The 2,776-nt window shown below is 65.9% G+C and carries 2 protein-coding genes and 2 pseudogenes; 1 reads left to right on the top strand and 3 read right to left on the bottom strand.

The window, feature by feature from the left end; genetic code table 11:
• Nucleotides 1-145: 145 nt before the first annotated feature.
• Nucleotides 146-945, top strand: a protein-coding gene (locus ACIQMR_RS38295) for an IS5 family transposase (RefSeq protein ID WP_401397775.1) whose coding sequence is annotated in 2 segments (ribosomal slippage) — nt 146-494 and nt 494-945 — 801 coding nt in all. Because the reading frame shifts where the segments join, the coding sequence is not laid out codon by codon here.
• Here the strand turns inward: ACIQMR_RS38295 and ACIQMR_RS38290 are convergent.
• The 3 genes and pseudogenes from ACIQMR_RS38290 to ACIQMR_RS38280 all read right to left on the bottom strand — a co-directional run.
• Entirely contained in the window at nt 917-1,252 is a 336-nt protein-coding gene (locus ACIQMR_RS38290; RefSeq protein WP_401397772.1) for an ankyrin repeat domain-containing protein, read from the bottom strand. The genes ACIQMR_RS38295 and ACIQMR_RS38290 overlap by 29 nt on opposite strands.
• 132 nt (nt 1,253-1,384) lie before the next feature.
• Nucleotides 1,385-2,244, bottom strand: a pseudogene (locus tag ACIQMR_RS38285) (transposase family protein).
• Nucleotides 2,245-2,296: 52 nt separating this feature from the next.
• A pseudogene (locus ACIQMR_RS38280) lies at nt 2,297-2,632 on the bottom strand (transposase); the annotation flags it as partial.
• Nucleotides 2,633-2,776: the final 144 nt, after the last annotated feature.

Below are 2,776 nucleotides of genomic sequence, written 5' to 3'. Positions count from 1 at the left end.
ATGCGCCAGCACCGCCTGATTGACCATGATCGCCACAGCCGGATCATGCCACCTGCCAGACACGACGCCTCACCCGCTATCACGCACCAACTCGTAAGACGTCATCTCAATTGGTTGCCTCGGTAGGCTGTGGGGCGTGGTGGGGATCGTTGAGCGGCTGGTGCCGGACGAATTGTGGGAGTTGTTCCAGCGGGTGGTGCCGGAGGCGCCTTCGCGGCCTCAGGGCGGTGGCCGCCGCCGGCATGGCGACCGTGAGGTGCTGGCTGCGATCGTATTTGTGGCCACCTCGGGCTGCACGTGGCAGCAGTTGCCCGCTGCGTCGTTCGGTCCGTCGGGGGCGACGGCTCACCGCCGTTTTGCCGAGTGGACGAAGGCCAGGGTGTGGGCCAAGCTCCACCGCCTGGTCCTCGACGAACTCGGTGCCCGCGGCGAGTTGGACTGGTCGCGCTGTGCGATCGACTCGGTGAACATGCGGGCCCTGAAAAGGGGGAACTGACAGGTCCGAATCCTGTCGACCGGGGCAAGTACGGCTCGAAGATCCATTTGATCACCGAGCGGACGGGTCTGCCCCTGTCAGTCGGAATCTCGGGGGCGAATCTGCACGACAGCCAGGCACTGATCCCCCTGGTGAAGGGCATACCACCGATCCGCTCCCGCCGCGGGCGGCGGCGACGCAGGCCGGACAAGCTCCACGCGGACAAGGGCTACGACTATTCCTACCTGCGGCGATGGTTACGAGGGCGTGGCATCAAGCACCGCATCGCCCGCAAGGGGATCGAGACCTCGCAGCGGCTGGGCCGCCACCGCTGGACCATCGAGCGCACCATGTCCTGGCTCGCCGGCTGCCGCCGCCTCCACCGCCGCTATGAACGCAAGGCCGAGCACTTCCTCGCCTTCACGAGCATCGCCTGCACCCTCATCTGCTATCGGCGGCTCGTCTGCTGATGTGGGTCTGCAGCAGTTTCATCGCCAGGTCATGGCCGTAGTGATTGGCTATGTCCATGGGGGTGCGGCCGTCTGGGTCTGCGAGCTCCGGATCAGCCCCGAAGGCCAGCAGCACGGCCGTGGTGTGCACAGTCAACGGCTGCCCGCTCTGCAGGGAGCCATCACCCTCAACGTCGATCGCGTGCGTCAGCAGCGTCATGTTGCTGAAGACCTCATCGGGATCGGAGCCAGCGGCCAGCAACCGGGCCAGGGCCTCTGCATCCTCCTGCTCGACCGCTTGATGCGCGGGTGTCCAGTAGTCGCTCACCAAGACATTCAACCGTCCCCACAGCACGCCTGCCAGCGACTATCTACGCCATCAGCCACCAATTGAGATGACGTCTAACGAGTTGGTGCGTGATAGCGAGTGGGGCGTGTTTGGCCAGGTCGTGGCATGTTCTCAGGCGATGGTGGTGCGGTCGGAGACGAGGCTGGCGATGGCGCGGTAGGTGTCGGGCAGGCGGTCGCGGCGGTGGGTCCAGCGTGTCAGTTGCTTCCAGCGTTTGTGGTCGGCGAGGGCGTGTTCGACGGTGATGCGGTCGGATGAGTGTCCGTGGCGGTCGTGTTCCCACTGCTGGACTCTGCCGGGCAGTGCTCCGGGCCGGGGTTTTCTGGGTGGTGTGATCGCTTGGCCGCGGTGGTCGCGGCTCAGGCCGAGGTAGCCGTCGTCCAGGAGGACCTCGGCGTCGGGGAAGTGCTGGAAGCAGATGGCGATGCCCTCGTTGCGGGCGGCCGTGGCATCGTGCATGCGACCAGGCCGCGGGGTGTCGGTCCATAACGTGCGGCCCCGCCAGTCGGCAATCACGGTGGCCTTCATCGTGTTCTGCTTCTTCTTGCCCGAGACGAACGCGCGCCGTCCGCCGCGGTTGGCCAGCGGCCTGCGGACCTGGATCTCGGTGGCATCCAGCCGCAGCTCGATGCCTTCGGCCTGGGCATAGGCGAACACGTCCGTCAGCGCCGACGTATCTCGCCGATCGCACGGGTGACGGTGGAGCGGTCGACGCCGAACAGCAGCCCGAGCACCGAGTGCGGCAGATCATGGCGCAGATGGATCAACGTGACCAGCAGACGGTCCACGAACACCAGTTGGTGACGGGCACCAGCACCTTCAGCCCGCTTCCTGGCCCCACCTCGCGCAGCATGACGACGACCCTCGACCCCGGCCTGCCACGGCACCGCCAACTCCTCGGCCAGACGCGCGAGATGACGCGGAGAGATCCCCGTGAACAGCTGATGCGCCAGCACCGCCTGATTGACCATGATCGCCACAGCCGGATCATGCCACCTGCCAGACACGACGCCTCGCCCGCTATCACGCACCAACTCGTAAGACTGTGTCCTGTGTGGTGAGGCGGATGAGTCGTTTGTAGCAGCAGAGGGCGGCGGCGAGGCCGAGGAAGGCCAGGTAGTTGCGGGGATGGCGTTCGTAGCGGTGGTTGAGTCTGCGGTAGCCGGTGAGCCAGGACATGGTGCGTTCGATGACCCATCTGCGGCGGCCGAGGCGTTGGCTGGATTCGATGCCTTTGCGGGCGATGCGGACCCCGATGCGTTTGCCGCGTAACCATTTCCGCAGTTCAGGGATGCCGTAGGCCTTGTCGGCGTGGAGTTTGCGGGGCTTGTAGTGCCAGCCGCGGTGGGGGTCGTGTCTCCTACGTTGTTGCTGGGTTGATTCCGGTCACTCGTAGGATCGGAAGGCTCAGGGGTGCTGGGTGTGGCTGCGTGTCTCCAGCCCGGTGGTGGCTTCAAACGATTGGCCGCCTGGCATCCCGCGACGACTCGACCACTCATGGGG

This window comes from Streptomyces sp. NPDC091376, assembly GCF_044757085.1.
GTDB lineage: Bacteria > Actinomycetota > Actinomycetes > Streptomycetales > Streptomycetaceae > Streptomyces > Streptomyces pratisoli.
Note: the sequence above shows the minus strand (reverse complement) of the source record. Positions and strands in the feature narration are given on the sequence as shown.